At 45.3% G+C, this 16,017-nt stretch carries 15 protein-coding genes; 9 read left to right on the forward strand and 6 right to left on the reverse strand.

The window, feature by feature from the left end; genetic code table 11:
• Positions 1–143: 143 nt before the first annotated feature.
• Positions 144–1,724, reverse strand: a complete 1,581-nt coding sequence (pckA, locus tag BLR88_RS02080; protein WP_057899634.1) for a phosphoenolpyruvate carboxykinase (ATP) — start codon at positions 1,722–1,724, stop codon at positions 144–146.
• A 375-nt stretch (positions 1,725–2,099) separates the two neighbouring features.
• On the opposite strand from pckA, the gene BLR88_RS02085 reads away from it, so the two are divergent.
• The 3 genes from BLR88_RS02085 to BLR88_RS02095 all read left to right on the forward strand — a co-directional run bounded on the left by BLR88_RS02085 (position 2,100) and on the right by BLR88_RS02095 (position 5,154).
• The gene (locus BLR88_RS02085) at positions 2,100–2,459 is read left to right on the forward strand and encodes a hypothetical protein (protein ID WP_057899633.1); all 360 of its coding nucleotides are present in this window, start codon (positions 2,100–2,102) and stop codon (positions 2,457–2,459) included.
• Positions 2,460–2,694: 235 nt separating this feature from the next.
• Positions 2,695–3,483, forward strand: a complete 789-nt coding sequence (locus BLR88_RS02090) for an alpha/beta hydrolase (RefSeq protein ID WP_057899632.1) — start codon at positions 2,695–2,697, stop codon at positions 3,481–3,483.
• A gap of 198 nt (positions 3,484–3,681) precedes the next feature.
• Entirely contained in the window at positions 3,682–5,154 is a 1,473-nt protein-coding gene (locus tag BLR88_RS02095) for an LCP family protein (protein ID WP_139184888.1), read from the forward strand.
• A 39-nt stretch (positions 5,155–5,193) separates the two neighbouring features.
• Here the strand turns inward: BLR88_RS02095 and typA are convergent, their stop codons facing one another.
• Positions 5,194–7,029, reverse strand: a complete 1,836-nt coding sequence (gene typA, locus BLR88_RS02100; RefSeq protein WP_057899630.1) for a translational GTPase TypA — start codon at positions 7,027–7,029, stop codon at positions 5,194–5,196.
• Positions 7,030–7,526: 497 nt separating this feature from the next.
• On the opposite strand from typA, the gene BLR88_RS02105 reads away from it, so the two are divergent.
• Both BLR88_RS02105 and BLR88_RS02110 read left to right on the forward strand, forming a co-directional pair.
• Positions 7,527–7,970, forward strand: a complete 444-nt coding sequence (locus tag BLR88_RS02105) for a DUF441 domain-containing protein (RefSeq protein WP_204244840.1) — start codon at positions 7,527–7,529, stop codon at positions 7,968–7,970.
• Positions 7,971–8,000: 30 nt separating this feature from the next.
• Positions 8,001–8,960 carry a TIGR01212 family radical SAM protein gene (locus BLR88_RS02110; protein WP_057899628.1) on the forward strand — a complete coding sequence of 320 codons (960 nt, stop codon included), beginning with the start codon at positions 8,001–8,003 and terminating at the stop codon, positions 8,958–8,960.
• A gap of 113 nt (positions 8,961–9,073) precedes the next feature.
• Here BLR88_RS02110 and BLR88_RS02115 read toward each other — a convergent pair whose 3' ends face one another.
• Together BLR88_RS02115 and BLR88_RS02120 are read right to left on the reverse strand one after the other, a co-directional pair.
• On the reverse strand, positions 9,074–9,586 hold the full coding sequence (locus BLR88_RS02115) for a PCYCGC motif-containing (lipo)protein (protein ID WP_057900405.1): 513 nt from the start codon (positions 9,584–9,586) through the stop codon (positions 9,074–9,076).
• 57 nt (positions 9,587–9,643) lie between these two features.
• Positions 9,644–10,003, reverse strand: coding sequence for a hypothetical protein (locus BLR88_RS02120; protein WP_057899627.1), 360 nt, complete (start codon positions 10,001–10,003; stop codon positions 9,644–9,646).
• 121 nt (positions 10,004–10,124) lie between these two features.
• Here BLR88_RS02120 and BLR88_RS02125 point away from each other — a divergent pair, with 121 nt between their 5' ends.
• From BLR88_RS02125 to BLR88_RS02135, 3 genes are all read left to right on the forward strand, one after another.
• A complete protein-coding gene (locus BLR88_RS02125; RefSeq protein WP_091259822.1) occupies positions 10,125–10,976 on the forward strand; it encodes a metallophosphoesterase in 852 nt (283 codons plus the stop codon).
• A gap of 84 nt (positions 10,977–11,060) precedes the next feature.
• On the forward strand, positions 11,061–11,255 hold the full coding sequence (locus tag BLR88_RS02130) for a twin-arginine translocase TatA/TatE family subunit (protein WP_057899625.1): 195 nt from the start codon (positions 11,061–11,063) through the stop codon (positions 11,253–11,255).
• 262 nt (positions 11,256–11,517) lie between these two features.
• Positions 11,518–12,753 carry an MFS transporter gene (locus BLR88_RS02135; RefSeq protein ID WP_057899624.1) on the forward strand — a complete coding sequence of 412 codons (1,236 nt, stop codon included), beginning with the start codon at positions 11,518–11,520 and terminating at the stop codon, positions 12,751–12,753.
• 101 nt (positions 12,754–12,854) lie between these two features.
• Here the strand turns inward: BLR88_RS02135 and BLR88_RS02140 are convergent, their stop codons facing one another.
• The gene (locus tag BLR88_RS02140) at positions 12,855–13,109 is read right to left on the reverse strand and encodes a DUF2621 family protein (protein WP_057899623.1); all 255 of its coding nucleotides are present in this window, start codon (positions 13,107–13,109) and stop codon (positions 12,855–12,857) included.
• A gap of 83 nt (positions 13,110–13,192) precedes the next feature.
• Entirely contained in the window at positions 13,193–13,939 is a 747-nt protein-coding gene (locus tag BLR88_RS02145; protein WP_162265042.1) for a DUF3109 family protein, read from the reverse strand.
• A gap of 166 nt (positions 13,940–14,105) precedes the next feature.
• Between BLR88_RS02145 and cimA the strand changes: the two genes are divergently transcribed.
• Entirely contained in the window at positions 14,106–15,731 is a 1,626-nt protein-coding gene (gene cimA / locus BLR88_RS02150; RefSeq protein WP_057899621.1) for a citramalate synthase, read from the forward strand.
• Positions 15,732–16,017 lie beyond the last annotated feature (286 nt).

Genomic DNA, 16,017 nt, shown 5'->3' on the forward strand with positions numbered 1-16,017 from the left:
AAAGGAAAAACTCGCGGGCTCTGCCTGCGAGTTTTTCCTTCTAACTTGCTTGCAAAAATATGATTGGTAAATCATTGGCCTGAATGTACAAAAAGAGAAAAAACCCGGGAAGACCCGGGATATTAGTCAGCATATAAAAGAATTTATTCCGCTTTCGGTGCGGCATTTTTGATGCTTTCCGGCATATCGGCGAACTTCTCGAAGTTTTTAATGAACAGATCGGCAAGTTTCTTTGCCTGCGCATCATATGCTTCTTTATCTGTCCATGTGTTGCGAGGATTGAGAATTTCGGATGGTACGCCTGGGCAGTTCTTCGGCATAAGAACGCCGAATACCGGATGGCTTACGAATTCCTCTTTATCCAGTTCACCGTTCAGCGCGGCGGTTATCATCGCGCGGGTATATGGTAAATTCATGCGTTTGCCGACACCGTACGGTCCGCCGGACCAACCAGTGTTTACAAGATATACTTTCGCCTTATGCTTGTCGATCTTTTCACCCAGCATTTCTGCGTATACGCGAGGCGGGAGCGGAAGAAATGGGGCACCAAAGCAGGTAGAGAACGTCGCTTCCGGCTCGGTTACGCCGCGTTCTGTTCCAGCAAGCTTGCTAGTGTAGCCAGACAAGAAATGGAACATTGCCTGTTCTTTTGTTAATTTTGCGATGGGCGGCAGCACGCCGAACGCGTCCGCAGTCAGGAAGATAATAACGTTCGGATGCCCGGCCACGCTCGGAATTAGAGCGTTCGGAATATAATGCAGCGGATAAGCCGCACGTGTATTTTCCGTCAGGCTGTTGTCATTATAATCAGCTTCGTGCGTTTTTTCATTGATTACAACATTTTCAAGTACAGAACCGAATTTAATTGCATTGAAAATTTCAGGTTCTTTTTCAGCGGATAGGTTAATGCATTTTGCGTAGCAGCCGCCTTCGATGTTGAATACGCCGTCATCTGACCAGCCATGTTCGTCATCCCCGATTAGTTTACGATCCGGATCAGCGGACAGCGTCGTTTTGCCTGTACCGGAAAGACCAAAGAATAGCGCCACATCCCCGTCTTTTCCCATATTGGCAGAGCAGTGCATAGAAAGCACGCCTTTTTGCGGTAACAGGTAGTTCATAACGGAGAAGATGGATTTCTTCATTTCGCCTGCGTAACGCGTGCCGCCGATAAGTACGATTTTTTTCGCAAAGTTAATAATGATGAACGTTTCAGAGTTCGTGCCATGAATTTTTGGATCAGCTTCAAATGTTGGGGCGCTGATTACTGTGAATTCAGGTGTGTGAGTTTTCAGCTCTTCTTCCGTCGGACGAATAAAGAGCTGGTGCGCGAACAGGTTATGCCATGCAAATTCGTTTACCACGCGGATTGGCAGACGGTAGCGTTTATCGGCGCCGGCGAAACCGTCAAAGACGAGCAATTCTTTTCCGTACAGGTAGTTGATAACGTCTTGGTATAGTTTATCGAACTTTTCTTCGGAAATTGGCTGATTTACGGTACCCCATGCGATTTTATCATGTACGGAAGGTTCGTCTACAATAAATTTGTCTTTCGGGGAACGACCTGTATATTTTCCGGTTTTAGCAGTGAGCGCACCTGTGGAGGTCAGTTGGCTGCGTTTGCGTAGAACAGCCATTTCAACAAGCTGTGCTACGGATAAATTAAAATGTACATTCTCTCCGTTGAGAATATCCTTCAACTCTTTGTTTGTTTGTGTTTCCATTTTCCCTATCCTTTCCTGCATTCTTTCATTATTATCGAAAGATTAGTATGTCACTTATACAGTTATTAGTATGTCTTAATAATAGTATGCTTTCCTCCATTGTGCAACCTTTCCGCGAAAAATTCCTAAGAAGTTGCTGGTTTTTAAAAGGAATATTAAAGAAATGTTAAGATAAAGCGGTCATTCAGAAGAAATGTTCTAAATTCGATGAAATATTACAAAAAATGACCGGATGTTTCATTTTTCATCCGCTTTTTTTTATGATAAGATAACTTTACAATTAAATATTCGTTGCAATGCCACCACGAAGTTAACTTCTCGCATGATTTGTAGCCCTATTTCTTGTAAGTGTATAACAAGAAGGAGGATGGAAGAGTGCTGAGAAATAAGGAACTGTCAGGTGTTTCGAAGCCGTTGAGTCTGGTGGAAGAAATTTTAACAAAACAGGGGTTCCAGCGCAAGGGAAGCAAGGAAGAGCCGGTGTTTCGGATTCATATGCGGGATGCCTCGACCAATAAAATATACGCGCTGGAGATTCCTTTTAAAGAAGAAGGAACCAGTTCCGAACGTATTGCCCGTTTTGGTGAACCGTATATTGCTGTAAGTTCGTCTTCGGCTATGCACAATGGAGGGATTGATGATATTCCGCTCTCCATCTCCTGGGCTGCGGAAAGCAAATTGGCGGAGGTGGCTGATTATTTAGCGACGGCATACCGTTCCAATCATGCAGGATAACTGTAAGTGACAGATATATCAAAACCTCTCCCGCAGTGGAGAGGTTTTTTATTTACCAATTGTTGGAGAGGAAAAATTTGTGAAAGGTTTACCTGCAATGATATAAAGCTGTCATTTGGCTTTTCGGAGGAAAAAGGGCGAGAGGCAACGCCCGGGAGTTTTTCTAACATAGAGTGAGGAATTGGCTTCCTCGTCCGTAGAATGATAATGGAAAGACGGTGGAGGATAAAAACGGATGAAGGTTTATCATGAGGCTTGGCCTGTCGAAGAAGAAAGAGGCAGCGTTGTGATTATCCACGGTGCAGGAGAATATTTTGGACGTTACCATTGGGTGGCGGAAAAATTAAATGAAGCTGGCTATTCAGTATTTGGCGGGGATTTACCGGGATTAGGCCGTTCAGAGGGACGCAGGGGTCACATTGACACCTTTGACGAATATTTGGCGGCTGTTGATGATTGGCTTGCAGCGGCTCATGACAGAAAGCGTCCTGTGTTTTTGCTCGGACACAGCATGGGAGGGCTTATTGTAGTGAGGTATGTAGAAGACAGAAGGCCGGATGTGGATGGGCTCGTTCTTTCTTCTCCTTGCCTTGGAATTGCACGTAAGATTCCCCCGGTTTTGGAACGTTTTGCTTCGCTTTTAAATAAGGTAGCGCCCGGCGTTCGGCTTTCCACAGGAATTAAAGCGGAAGCGATTAGTCGGGATGAAGCTGTAACGATGAAATACGTAAATGATCCGTTCATCACGATGAAAGTGAGCGTACGCTGGTATAAAGAACTGAAAAAAGCGGTTCGGCTTGCTCATGAAGAAATAGACGCGTATCCCAATATTCCTACGCTTGTGATGCAGGCAGGGGCCGATCAGATTGTTCGTCCTTCCGCTACGAGGGAGTGGGTAAGAAAGTTGCCTGTTGATGCAAAGAAATACATAGAGTGGCCGGAGTGTTACCATGAGATTTTCAATGAACCGGAGAGAGAAGAAGTGGTAGCGGCTATGCTTGAATGGATGAAAATTATAGCGTAGGCGTAAGTAGTGGGAGTGTTCAATATAGTAGAGAGGAACGATGACAGAAAAAATATTGCGAAGAAAGGACTTGCATAATTTACTAAACTTTATTATCGTTGTTTTAGCTATAGGCAAAAAAAGAAACTTTTCTTTTTGCCAAAGCGTCAAAAAATAGACTACTAGTTTAGGAGAAAGCTGGAGGTGCGAGATTCCTATATGTCGCAGGAACTATCTCGCAAAGCGAGTAAAAGCAAAGAAAAAGCTCGCAAAGCGAAACGGAAGCGAAAGTGGTTGACTATTTTTACTATTATATTATTTATTATGGGCGGCTCGGCGACCGCCGCGTATTTGAAGTTTCAAAGCTTTATACATAATATTCAGGATAAAGCCGAGCTGTCGACGAAAGAGGCTGGTGTGGCCAAAGCAGAAACGATTTATGAAGCGGATAAGCCGATGTCAATTGTGCTGCTCGGCAAAGACTCACGCGGAGAAAATGAGGAGTACGGAGGCGGTCTGACAGATGTTATGATTTTGATGACGCTGAATCCGGAAACGAAGAAAATCACAATGCTTTCTATTCCGCGTGATACACGGGTTGTTATTCCGGGAGAAACGCTTGATCATAAGATTAACTTCGTATATAAGCGTGGCGAGATGATGCGTGAAGAAGCGGAACAAAAAAAGGAAGAGCCAGAAGAGACCGGGGTTTCACTGGTAAAAAAAACGCTTGAGAGTATCTATGGTATTCCGGTTAATAATTATGTGCTTATCGACTTCGAAGGATTTAGAAAAGGGATTGACGCGCTTGGTGGCATTGAGGTCAATGTGGATCGCAGGCTTGTATATCACGACCCGACGGACGGGACGAGCATTGATTTAAATCCCGGATTGCAAACATTAAATGGGAAGCAGGCGCTTGACTTTGTACGTCATCGCCACGATGATCGCGGCCTGAAATATTATTCAACCGATTATGAGCGAAATGATCGACAGGTGGCTGTTATCCAGGCGGCAATGGAAAAGATGAAGTCGTTTTCAGGTATCGCGAATTTCTTTAAAGTGTTGGATGCGGTTGGAGAAAATGTAAAGACCGACCTTTCCCTTGAGCAAATGAAGGCACTTGCTATGACATTCGGCAAACTTGACGCCTCCAGCATTGTAAAGCTTGAGAATACGGGCGTTGATTGGGATGCTAAAACAAGTCGCACAATTATCCCGCAGGAAACGTTGGACAAAAACCGGGTTGCGCTGCAATTGTCCATGGGTATTGATCCTTCTACGGTAACCAGCTATAATGATTCACCGGCTGGCGGAAGAACTCGTTCTAAAAAAACGCTTGGTGAAGAAGAGATAAAGAAAACCGCTGCAGAAGGAGAAAAAAAGCCAGCCCATTCGAAGCGAGGCGAAGCCTGGAAAGAAGAGGAGCCCAAGAAGCAAACAAGAAAGACAAAATCGAGCGAGGAAGAGGATAAGCACAGCAAATCTTCTGAACGCAAGAAAAAATCATCCGATAATGACAGTGAACATAACAAAGAGAGTAATCGGTTAGACCGGGAAAAGTCGGTAAGTGAAAACGTATCTTCTCATTCTAAAAACGAGCGTCCGGATGCACCGGAGGCCCCGACTCCGCCGGAGGCTCCTGAGGAGCCTCGTGTTCCAAAGGTTGAGGGAAATAAGGATGAAAAGTAAGCGAAAAAAGAGAGCCAAACTTGGCTCTCTTTTTTCGCTTTACACGTTGACTCCATATTTCGCTTGCTTTGCGGCCTTTTCACGCTCGGATTTTTTCAGATATTTTTTGCGTAAACGGATCGATTGCGGCGTTACCTCACAATATTCATCGTCATTCAGGTATTCCAGCGCCTCTTCCAATGTCATGATGCGCGGCGTTTTCAGTTTTACCGTCTCTTCCTTTGTCGCGGAACGAACATTGGTGGCGTGCTTCTCTTTACAGATGTTGACCACCAAATCATTGTCGCGGTTGTGTTCACCAACAATCATACCTTCGTAAATCTCCGTTCCTGGATTCACAAATAGGGTGCCACGGTCTTCTACGCTCAGCATGCCGTATGTGGTGGCTGTACCATCAATCATAGATACGAGAACACCTGCACGGCGTCCGCCGATACTTCCAGATACAACTGGACGGTAACTGTCGAATGAATGGTTCATAATGCCGTATCCACGCGTTTGGGTCAAAAATTCAGTCCGGTAACCAATAAGCCCGCGGGATGGGATTAGAAATTCCAGGCGTACAGAACCAAAACCATTGTTTACCATATTAATCATTTCTGCTTTGCGCGCGCCGAGAGATTCCATAACAGCTCCTGTATATTCCTCTGGAACGTCAATGATAAGACGTTCGGTTGGCTCGCATTTTACGCCGTCGATTTCCCGGATAATGACTTCAGGTTTAGATACTTGAAGCTCATACCCCTCACGGCGCATATTTTCAATCAGGATGGACAGATGTAATTCCCCACGCCCGGATACAGTAAATTGCTCTGGTGTTACTTCTTCGACGCGCAGGCTAACGTCCGTTTCCAGTTCAGCCATCAGACGCTCGCGCAGTTTGCGGGAAGTTACGTGTTTCCCTTCGCGTCCGGCAAATGGGCTATTGTTGACGAGGAACGACATTTGTAGGGTCGGCTCGTCAATTTTTAGCAGCGGTAATGCTTCCGGCTGTTCCGCATCCGCGATTGTTTCTCCGACATTAATATCTTCCACTCCAGCAACCGCGATAATATCTCCGGATTTTGCTTCTTCAATTTCAATTCGTTTCAATCCGCTAAATCCGAACAGTTTATTGATGCGTACTTGCTTGATGGAGCCGTCACGTTTGATGTGGGCGACCGTATCGCCTTTGCGGATGGTTCCTCTGTGAATGCGCCCAATACCAATTCGGCCAATGTAATCATTGTAGTCAAGCATGGTTACCTGGAATTGCAGCGGGGCGTCAGCATCGCCACCAGGACCTGGGATATGCTCTAGGATGGTATCGAACAGAGCTCGTAGATCGCTATCCTGTTTATCCGGTTCTATGCTTGCGGTTCCGTTAATGCCAGAAGCATAAACAATCGGGAAATCTAATTGTTCTTCTGTAGCGTCCAAGTCGATAAAGAGGTCATACACTTCGTCGACCACTTCCGCTGGACGTGCATTTTCGCGGTCGATTTTATTAATGACAAGAATGGGTGTTACGTTTTGCTCGAGCGCTTTCTTTAGTACGAAGCGCGTTTGTGGCATACAACCTTCGAACGCATCCACAACGAGCAGGACACCGTCTACCATTTTCATGATACGCTCCACTTCGCCGCCGAAATCGGCATGTCCGGGCGTATCCAGAATGTTAATGGTCACGTCTTTATACGTAATCGCGGTATTTTTAGCAAGAATTGTAATTCCGCGTTCCCGTTCTAGATCATTCGAATCCATTACCCGCTCTTGCACCTGTTCGTTAGAGCGGAAGGTTCCGGATTGGATCAACATTTTGTCGACCAGTGTCGTTTTTCCGTGGTCGACGTGGGCAATAATCGCGATGTTGCGAATATCGTGGCGTATACTCATACAGTATGAAAGCTCCTTTCCATATTTCCGCTTGTAGCGGGCAACATGCAGGTTCAATTATACCATGCATATTTCGTATTATAAAACGGTACGGTGTTTTCCGCCTACTTCTTTTTTGGATATTAAGGAAGTTTCCCTATCAAAAAAAGCCTTCCGGAAGCCGGAAGGCAGGGAGGTTAGAGTGTATAATCTGGGGGGTTCACTATATAGCATACGAAACGAAATGGAAAAAGGTTTCGTTTTTTGTCATCATCAAACGCGCTCTCTATCCACACTTACATAAAAGGAGTATACTGTTATAGGTGTGGAATTAAGAGTGTCAACTGTCCAATTATGACCGTTTTCATTATACAATCGTTTTTAAGTTTTTAGTGGATGGAAACGAGGGATTTACGCAAAACATGAAAAAGAAATGAACAACAGATTGAAAAGGGAACATGCTCATCTTCGCAGGAAGAAGGCGCTGTTCTTTCTCATTTGGAAAGGAGAGAGAGTCGGTGGATGCTTTTATTATATTAGCAATTATTATTGCGCTCGGTATTTTTTCAAAAAATGCGGCAGTCTGGATCGCGTCCGGCGCGCTTATTGTGTTCAGGTTACTTCCGAACGAGCAACTGTTGAACTGGACGAACCAATATGCGGTCAAAATTGGCATCGCCATTCTTACAATGGGGGTACTTGCACCAATCGCACTGGGGAAAATTACAATAGCAAACTTGCTTGATACCGTAAAAAGCGGAGCGGGTATTTTGGCGATAATTATAGGGATTGGTGTGGCTTATCTTGGCGGAAAGGGAACTGGCCTGCTGGCTGCTCAACCTCAAATTGTAACAGGACTGATGGTTGGGACAATTATTGGTGTTGCGTTTTTTCGCGGTGTTCCGGTGGGACCGCTTATTGCTGCAGGTATACTGGCCCTGTTTGCGAATTTGCTAAAGTGATTTATACTTTCTGTATGGAGGTTAAGAGTAATGAATCAAGCCCAACCAACAACACTCCCATTGATGTGGGGGGATAAAAGATACCATACATGGAATTACCATTTGCGTCAGCAATTTGGTGATAAAGTGTTCAAAGTGATGCTTGACGCGGGATTTACTTGCCCGAACCGAGACGGTACGATCGCGATCGGCGGTTGCACATTCTGTAGTGCCCGGGGATCGGGAGATTTCGCCGGTTGGCGCCGTGATGATTTGGTGACACAGTTTAATGAGGTAAAAGAAAGACAGCATAAAAAATGGCCGAATGCTAAGTACATCGGATACTTTCAGGCATACAGCAACACATATGCTCCGGTAGATGTACTGCGGGATTACTATGAAGTAATTCTGAAGCAGGAAGGCGTGGTCGGGCTCTCCATTGCGACGCGTCCAGATTGCCTGCCGGATGATGTGGTGGAACTTTTGGCGGAGATAAACGAGAGGACGTATCTTTGGATCGAACTCGGTCTGCAAACGATTCACGAATCAACATCAAAATTGATTAACCGCGCGCACGATACGGCTTGTTACTATGAAGGCGTAGAGAAACTGCGCAAGCATAATATTCGTGTATGCTCGCATATCATTTTTGGTCTGCCGGGCGAAACGGAGGAAATGATGATGGAGACCGTGCAGGCAGTGGCCAATATGGATGTACAGGGAATCAAGATTCATTTGTTACATTTGCTGCGCAAAACACCGATGGTAAAGCAGTATGAAGCTGGTCTAGTGAAATTTTTAGAGAGAGATCAGTACGTTCGTCTTGTCGTAGACGCGCTTGAAATCTTGCCGCCGGAAATGATTGTCCACCGCTTAACGGGAGATGGGCCACCGGATTTGCTTATCGGTCCGATGTGGAGCCGGAAAAAATGGGAAGTGTTGAACGCGATTGATGCGGAATTAAAGCGCAGAGACACGTGGCAAGGAAAGAAATTTGCTCGGAAATGGTAATAAAGCCCGGAATACGGCTACGTATAGCCGCATTCCGGGCTTTTAGTTTTCTTCTTATTTATTTTTATTTGTATTCTACGCGATGCAATTCGGAACAAAACTGATAAACAAAGTTAGCTAACCGGCAAAGGAGTAGGGGTCGGCTTGGCAAATCCTTCTTTATATTTGTTGTCGATATATTTACGGATGTCCAGCAGGCTTTTGCCTTCCTGCTTCATCATGATCGATTCTGCCGCGATATGAAGGCAATTCACACAAGTCGTCCCATGCGAATTCCATACGATCTTGCCGTCCGGCTTTACTTCGTGAATGAAACAATCGCGGTTGCTTTTGTGTCCTACGCTTTCGCCACATCCGCAATAGCAGGCTATATTTTCTACCACTTTGTAATTGTGCCCAACCGCCTGATACACTTTGGCGACTTGCGGATCGAAATCTTTGAGAAATGATGGAAGCTGGTCTGGGCCGGCTGTTGTTTCCAAAATGTCTCCTCCCGGCAATTGTTGCTGATGAGCCGCATGTCCGCCTTGGTCTGGCTGCTCTTCCTTGGACGAGCAGCCCGTAAGTGCTCCTGTAAGCAGCATAAAAGCGCAGGCAGCAAATAAAAGTTTTTTTGTTCTATGCATCATGCTCAGTTTCCCTCTCTTCCGCCAAATTTCTTTTCGTAATTTTCAATGAAGAAATTAGCTAGTGAATCTTGCGACAAAATACTCCCATTCTTCTTCCGTGTCCGTATTCATAATTTCGTCATACACTTCCAGCAACCATCCTTCTTCATCTTCTGGTTCGGGGAGCGAATTTCCGGTCATCAATTCCGCCGCTCGATTATCATATCGCCACTTTTCTTTATAGAGGGACAGAAGGGGAGTGATAGCTTCTTTTAATAGCGCAGTTTCGCGCAACGGGTCCCGTTCTACTCGTGTTTCGTACAGTTCAAGGTATTCTTCCTGCGTTTTTGGCTTTGTTCCCTCTTTTAGTTCTTCACCGAGAAATATGGCATGCCTTGCTTTATCCAGAAAGCCGCGAATCTGCTCCTTGTTCATACATCTCCCTCCATCGTTATTATTACATTTCAGTCTTGTCTGTAACTGATAACTATAGTAGCGTATTTTGCATAAAGAATCGACTGGAGATAGAGACGTAATATGAAGAAAGAGGGAAAAAATGAATCGAAGAAGTTTTTTAAAGCGTCTTATTGCTGGGTTTGGTGGACTGATGCTGCTTATAGGCTTGGATGCTCTGTTTATTGAGCGGCGTCAGCTTTTGTGGCACGATATGACGATTTTGTTGCCGGAGCTGCCAAAAGCTTTTGAAGGAATGCGCATTGCACACTTTTCAGACATGCATCTTGGACACGGCTTGACCGCGGAAGACATTAAGCCGCTTGTCTCCCGGATAAATGAAGCGCGGCCGGACATCGTTGCGTTTACGGGAGATTTAGTTGATGATGGAATGGAAGAACTGGAAGCGGCAGCGGATGTGTTGGCAGGCCTCCAGGCTCCTTACGGCAAATATGCGGTATTGGGAAATCATGATGTGCGCGGAAAAGCGGACCCGGACCGGATTATCCAGGCATACCGTGCGGCGGGATTCGTGCCACTTGTTAACGAACATGTAAAGATTACGCACGAAAGAACAGGGCAAAGTATTTGGATTGCGGGTTTAGATGATTTTTGGAGGAAGCCGAATTGGAACAAAACGTTTGCTGATATTCCGGAAGGCGGTTGTACAATCGCATTAATTCATGAGCCGGATTTAGCCGATCTTGCGAAAGATTATGGTGTTTGCTTGCAACTTTCGGGGCACAGTCACGGTGGGCAGATTCGCTTTCCGTTTGTAGGAGGTATATTATACCCGCCATATGGCCGAAAATATCCCGATGGTTTGCAGAAGGTGGAGAATAGTTCCATGTTTGTCCATACTTCACGCGGCATCGGTACGACGATTCTGCCGATTCGCTTTTTGTGCCGTCCGGAATGGCACGTTCTTACCTTGAGTCGTTTCACGAATTTGTGATAATTAGGTGGGCTTATTTTATGTATTTTTTTCAATTTTCGTTTATAATAAGATTATGAATGTCTATATAAGGAGAGAGCACGTATGTTTACAAACATCGGATTTCCCGGCGTTATTTTAATTCTTGTAATTGCGCTCATCGTGTTTGGCCCCAAGAAATTGCCTGAAATCGGACGTGCGTTTGGACAGACATTGAAAGAATTTAAAAATTCGGCGCGTGAGTTGACGTTAGATGATGATGATGACAAAAAGACATCGCAGTTAAAAGAAATTAAATAAAGAAATGAAGGGTGCATAAGCATCCTTTTTTGTTGTATTAAGAATATAGTTGCGGAAAAAAGCGAGCGGGCATAAGTCTGCGAGTTTCCCTATTTGATAAGTTCTTTTACTTTTTATAGCAAGGGAGCTATAATAAAATATAGTAGCGATAAAGTAACGGTAAGCAGTTGAAGACTCGGCTCTGGTTTGTCCCTTACACGTACGGTGTGTTAGGGCTTTTTGTGTTTGGTCAGCTTTAGGCGAAAGGAAGGTGAGTATATTTATGGAAATATGGAAGCGGAATTTATATATATTGTGGTTTGCCCAGTTTATGGTGCTTGCCGCTATGAATTTGATCATTCCGTTTTTGCCGATGTTTTTGCAACATGATTTGGGCGTCAGCGATCCGGTTGCGGCTCAGCGCTGGACCGGTTGGATTTTTGGGGCGAACTTTCTGACTGCATTTCTGCTGGCGCCGGTCTGGGGCAAGCTTGCTGACAGAGCTGGGCGCAAAGTGATGCTGATTCGTTCCAGTATCGGAATGTCACTTGTGACGTTCTGCATGGGATTTGTTGCTTCGCCTGTGCAACTGCTTGTCCTCCGTCTGCTTAACGGTTTAATTTCTGGATTTGTGCCCGCGGCTGTAGCGCTTGTATCTACCAATACACCGAAAGAAAAGACCGGCTACGCGCTTGGTTTTTTGCAGTCCGGCGCGGTCGCAGGAACGATTCTTGGCCCATTGCTTGGCGGACTTTTGGCGGAATGGGTTACTTTTCGCGACATTTTCCGCATCACCGGGATGATGCTGTTTGGTGCCTCGATGCTGGTTATTCTTTTCGTTAGGGAAATCAACAAGCCGCAGCCGAAGTCAAAAGCGGCGATAGAGACAAAAGAAGAAAAAGGATTCCGCAAAATTTTGCACACATCTCCCCTGCCAGGATTGTTTTTGACTGGTTTCTTGATTCAATTTGCAATAATGAGCACGAATCCATTCATGTCTTCGTACGTACAGGAATTATGGGACAGCGGAGCGTTTGTGTCGCTTATGGTAGGCATCGTCATTTCGGCTTCAGGCATTTCCACCATGCTATTTGCGCCTCTGCTTGGTAGGTGGGGTGACAAAATCGGTTCACAGTACGTATTATTAATTTGCCTTATCGGTGCAGTTGTCTTTTTTATTCCGCAGGGTCTTGTGCATTCCGTCTGGCCTTTGATTATCCTCAGATTCCTGCTTGGCATGTGTATAGGTGGCCTTGTGCCTTCGGTCAATAACCTTATTCGCAAGTATGCGCCGGAAGGGATGGAGAGCCAGACGTTTGCATACAGTACGAGCGCGATGAATCTGGGGAATTTGCTTGGTCCGATAGCAGGTGGGATGTTGAGCGGCTTCATTGGTTTGCACGGTCTATTTTTTATGGCCGCTTCGCTATTTTTGATGAACACCTTGTGGGTGAAATATACGTTGCACCGTACGGAAACGCCGCGTACTTTGCTCGCTCATATGTTGCATTCAAAATGAGAAAAACTCGCAAGTGGTTCCTCATTTGCGATAAAAAACGGCCGGGAGATTCGCATTCCCGGCCATTTTTAGAATGGAATAAAATAATATGTTAATTTTTGTTATTTTAGAAGATCGGCATACGGAGAAAGGTCGATTTGGTTTGCTTCAAGTGCCGTTACCGCCCGGCTTTTGTCCGGTGCGGCCATAATATAGCCGCGCACAACGTGATCCTTGTTTACTTCTTCGGCCCCTGCCTGCTGGGCTACTTGCTCGACTTTACTTTTGATTGATTTTTTTGCCATTGGTCGCACAAATACCGGCAGCGGTTTCATAAGTTCATCAAGAAGTTGGGCTGACTCATCCTGCCATTTCATGATTTTTTGAACATCCTTTCTGGATTCATAATCGTCCTTATTATTATACCTGCAACAGGAGAAAAATAGAAGGTTACCCATTTTTATTCGCTATGAAGGAGGGCTTCAATTTCCTGTACAGTGCGCTCTCCCCAGTACGTAGCGAGCAAACTGCGGGCCCATGTCCATGCTGGAACGTAGCCTTCAGGCGCAAAGTAGTTTTTTGGTGAGCCGGCGGGGCGGCGTTTTGGATTGACGCATGCGTAATTTTTCCTATAATAATCGCCCCACCGGCTAAAACTTTCTGTTTCGCGGATGGCTGCCGTGATTAAAAGACCGAGGTCGCACTCGATGATTTCGAGAGGGAACAAAGAGCAGCTAAAAGGTTTAATTTGGGATGGGTTCATTCCTTTATCCAGCGCGTACTTATGGATGGCGCAGATACGCTTTCCATTTTCTTCTATTAAATAAAGACAATTTTCTTCAAACGTACGGATAGAAGAATAGTAGTTCGTATGGATCGTTTTCTCGAACACCCCTTTTTCCCTTGCTTCTTGCGCGCGCCCGTCGTTCGTATACGTTTCCAAGATCGTAAACGCATGTTTTTCAAATAGCGCCAGGTTATCGCCGTGCATGGAGTAGGGCTGCCCCTTTTCGCAGCAATTGTGGCCGTGCACGAGATGGCAGTGGAAGCAATCAAGATTTACCGGGGTAAGCAGGGCATTTATATCAATTAAGTACGAACCGTGTCGGAGAATGGTTTTCCCGAGACGTGGCACGATGTATTCATATACTGCTAACGATTCGGCGAATCCTAGTTCTTCCGGTGTGCCATAATAACGACTGCGCATAAACATCACACTTTCGTTTCGTAATTCTTACTTATAATAATCAAAAAAGCTTCTTATAGCTACCCTCTATGTGATATGATATACTTTACAGAAAAAAATAATCAATTGCGAATAATCGCTCAAAGGAGCTACTGAGAGATTAAGAGAAGGGGAGAATGATGGAACAATGAAAACTCAGATATTTATTTATGATACAACACTGAGGGATGGCACCCAGGGAGAAGGTGTCAGTCTCTCGGTGGATGACAAACTGAAAATCGCAAAAAAACTCGATCAGCTTGGTGTCCATTATATTGAAGGTGGCTGGCCGGGAAGCAATCCAAAGGATATGGAGTTTTTTTTACGGGCAAAAGAACTGAAGCTGAAACACGCGAAGATTACGGCGTTTGGCAGTACACGCCGCTTTGGCGTAACGGCGGAAGCAGATGCAAATTTGAATATGATTCTCAAGAGCGGAGTCGAAGCTGTTGCAATTTTTGGGAAAAGCTGGGACTTTCATGTGACTGAAGCGCTCGGTACGACGCTGGAGGAAAATTTGAGCATGATTTATGAATCGGTTCGCTTTCTGAAAGACAAAGGTTTGGAAGTCATTTACGATGCTGAACACTTTTTTGATGGCTACAAGCACAATCCGGAATATGCGATGGTAACGATCCGCAAAGCCATGGAGGCCGGAGCGGACTGGTTGACGCTTTGCGACACGAACGGTGGTTCCTTGCCGCATGAAATCAGCGAGATTGTAGCGCGAGTATGCGAAGAAGTAGGAACGAAGATCGGCATTCATTGCCATAACGACGGAGAGCTGGCAGTGGCGAATTCCCTGGCAGCGGTGGCGGCGGGAGCAACGCAAGTTCAGGGAACAATCAATGGATTGGGAGAACGATGCGGCAATGCCAATCTGATTTCTATTATTCCGAATCTTCAGTTAAAGCTTGGCTATGCTTGTGTATCGGACGAACAATTGAAGCAGTTGACCAACACGTCGCGCTATGTGTATGAAATTGCAAACATCGTACCCCAAAACACACAGCCATTTGTAGGTCAGAGCGCCTTTGCGCATAAAGGTGGAATGCATGTGAGCGCGATTTTGAAAGACGCGGAAACGTACGAGCATATTAAACCGGAAACAGTAGGAAACACGCGTCGGGTATTGGTGTCAGAATTATCTGGACAAAGCAATTTGCTGTTTAAAGCGCAGGAACTGAATATTGATTTAGACAAAAATAAACCGGAAGGGCGCGCCATTATCCAGAAGGTAAAAGAGCTTGAATACCAGGGGTACCAGTACGAAGGTGCAGAAGCTTCGTTTGAACTGCTGGTGCGTAAAGGACTCGGCGATTATGAAGAAGTATTTACCGTCGAGTCATTTAAAGTTTTGATGGAAAAGATCGGGGAACAGGACGTTGTAACAGAAGCGACCGTCAAGGTGAAGGTAAATGGACAGACCGTACATACGGTAGCGGAAGGAAACGGGCCGGTTAATGCGCTGGACAATGCGCTGCGCAAAGCGCTTGAAGTATTCTTTCCTGATCTTAAGGAAATGTATTTGACCGATTATAAAGTACGCGTGTTAAGTGAACACGAGGCGACTGCTTCAAAAGTGCGTGTGCTGGTAGAATCAACAAAAGATGGCCGCGATAGTTGGAGTACGGTCGGCGTGTCGACAAACGTAATCGAAGCAAGTTGGGAAGCGCTGCTTGACAGTATGCGTTACGCGCTTTTGGGGCGCCATGAAGAAGCGGTGGACATCCAGCTGGAAGAGAAGGAACGTCTGGGAATTTTAAATCATTGATGACAAGAGGATGAAGAAGGGGAAGGGGAGAAACGATCCGAACAGCGATAAAGAGTGATGTCGTTCTTTTCCTTCTCCTCTTCAACCTCAAGTCATGATTTATCAAGCCGAATAGTATTGAACTGTTTGATGATATCTTTATTCCTCGTCTTATTATAACTAGGCCCCTCAACCTCATGGACATTTCATTATATCCTCTTTAATCATTTATGACCGCTTTATTCATTCAGCTTTATACATTTATGTTTCGTTTTGACGTGGTTATAGTGCTGAAAAAAAAGTTTTC

Origin of the sequence: Aneurinibacillus thermoaerophilus (genome assembly GCF_900099925.1) — a bacterium.
In the GTDB taxonomy this organism is placed as follows: Bacteria; Bacillota; Bacilli; order Aneurinibacillales; family Aneurinibacillaceae; genus Aneurinibacillus; species Aneurinibacillus thermoaerophilus.

What these genes read in the sequence shown, in the direction of transcription:
- BLR88_RS02140 (WP_057899623.1), bottom strand. Translation starts at nt 13,109, where the DNA reads ATGAAATGGCAGGATGAGTCAGCCCAACTTCTTGATGAACTTATGAAA.
- cimA (WP_057899621.1), top strand. Translation starts at nt 14,106, where the DNA reads ATGAAAACTCAGATATTTATTTATGATACAACACTGAGGGATGGCACC.
- pckA (WP_057899634.1), bottom strand. Translation starts at nt 1,724, where the DNA reads ATGGAAACACAAACAAACAAAGAGTTGAAGGATATTCTCAACGGAGAG.
- BLR88_RS02125 (WP_091259822.1), top strand. Translation starts at nt 10,125, where the DNA reads ATGAATCGAAGAAGTTTTTTAAAGCGTCTTATTGCTGGGTTTGGTGGA.
- BLR88_RS02110 (WP_057899628.1), top strand. Translation starts at nt 8,001, where the DNA reads ATGAATCAAGCCCAACCAACAACACTCCCATTGATGTGGGGGGATAAA.
- BLR88_RS02090 (WP_057899632.1), top strand. Translation starts at nt 2,695, where the DNA reads ATGAAGGTTTATCATGAGGCTTGGCCTGTCGAAGAAGAAAGAGGCAGC.
- BLR88_RS02120 (WP_057899627.1), bottom strand. Translation starts at nt 10,003, where the DNA reads ATGAACAAGGAGCAGATTCGCGGCTTTCTGGATAAAGCAAGGCATGCC.
- BLR88_RS02145 (WP_162265042.1), bottom strand. Translation starts at nt 13,939, where the DNA reads ATGCGCAGTCGTTATTATGGCACACCGGAAGAACTAGGATTCGCCGAA.
- BLR88_RS02115 (WP_057900405.1), bottom strand. Translation starts at nt 9,586, where the DNA reads ATGCATAGAACAAAAAAACTTTTATTTGCTGCCTGCGCTTTTATGCTG.
- typA (WP_057899630.1), bottom strand. Translation starts at nt 7,029, where the DNA reads ATGAGTATACGCCACGATATTCGCAACATCGCGATTATTGCCCACGTC.
- BLR88_RS02095 (WP_139184888.1), top strand. Translation starts at nt 3,682, where the DNA reads ATGTCGCAGGAACTATCTCGCAAAGCGAGTAAAAGCAAAGAAAAAGCT.
- BLR88_RS02135 (WP_057899624.1), top strand. Translation starts at nt 11,518, where the DNA reads ATGGAAATATGGAAGCGGAATTTATATATATTGTGGTTTGCCCAGTTT.
- BLR88_RS02130 (WP_057899625.1), top strand. Translation starts at nt 11,061, where the DNA reads ATGTTTACAAACATCGGATTTCCCGGCGTTATTTTAATTCTTGTAATT.